This window comes from Rahnella sp. ChDrAdgB13 (assembly GCF_017655185.1).
Classification (GTDB): Bacteria; Pseudomonadota; Gammaproteobacteria; order Enterobacterales; family Enterobacteriaceae; genus Rahnella; species Rahnella contaminans.
This window is the reverse complement of record NZ_JAEMGT010000194.1, coordinates 1-1,179: the sequence shown is the minus strand read 5'-3', so window position 1 is coordinate 1,179 and position 1,179 is coordinate 1. Positions and strand designations below refer to the sequence as shown.

1 protein-coding gene is annotated in these 1,179 nt (G+C 50.5%); it reads left to right on the top strand.

Features of this window, described 5'->3' with window-relative positions; genetic code table 11:
* The coding region (gene tuf / locus J8X26_RS26440) for an elongation factor Tu (protein WP_195826124.1) at positions 1-1,170 on the top strand (1,170 nt) is incomplete at its 5' end.
* Between the last annotated feature and the right edge of the window lie 9 nt (positions 1,171-1,179).

Below are 1,179 nucleotides of genomic sequence, written 5' to 3'. Positions count from 1 at the left end.
TTTGAACGTACAAAACCGCACGTTAACGTTGGTACTATCGGCCACGTTGACCACGGTAAAACTACCCTGACTGCAGCAATCACTACCGTTCTGGCTAAAACCTACGGCGGTTCTGCACGCGCATTCGACCAGATCGATAACGCACCAGAAGAAAAAGCTCGTGGTATCACCATCAACACTTCACACGTTGAATATGACACCCCAAGCCGTCACTACGCGCACGTTGACTGCCCAGGGCACGCCGACTACGTGAAAAACATGATCACCGGTGCTGCTCAGATGGACGGCGCGATCCTGGTTGTTGCTGCAACTGACGGCCCTATGCCTCAGACGCGTGAGCACATCCTGCTGGGTCGCCAGGTTGGCGTTCCTTACATCATCGTGTTCCTGAACAAATGTGACATGGTTGATGACGAAGAGCTGCTGGAACTGGTAGAAATGGAAGTTCGTGAACTTCTGTCTATGTACGACTTCCCAGGCGATGACACTCCGGTTGTTCGCGGTTCAGCGCTGAAAGCACTGGAAGGCGATGCAGACTACGAAGCAAAAATCATTGAACTGGCTGGCTTCCTGGATTCTTACATCCCGGAACCAGAACGTGCAATTGACAAGCCATTCCTGCTGCCAATCGAAGACGTATTCTCCATCTCTGGTCGTGGTACAGTTGTAACCGGTCGTGTAGAGCGCGGTATCGTTAAAGTCGGCGAAGAAGTTGAAATCGTTGGTATCAAAGATACCGTGAAATCAACTTGTACTGGCGTTGAAATGTTCCGCAAACTGCTGGACGAAGGCCGTGCAGGCGAGAACGTTGGTGTTCTGCTGCGTGGTATCAAACGTGAAGATATCGAACGTGGTCAAGTTCTGGCAAAACCAGGCTCAATCAAACCACACACCCAGTTCGAATCTGAAGTTTATATTCTGAGCAAAGATGAAGGTGGCCGTCATACTCCATTCTTCAAAGGCTACCGTCCACAGTTCTACTTCCGTACAACTGACGTGACCGGTACTATCGAACTGCCAGAAGGCGTTGAAATGGTAATGCCAGGCGACAACATCAAAATGGTTGTTACCTTGATCCACCCAATCGCGATGGATGACGGTCTGCGTTTCGCAATCCGTGAAGGCGGCCGTACTGTAGGCGCTGGTGTTGTTGCTAAAGTTATCGCTTAATCGCTGATA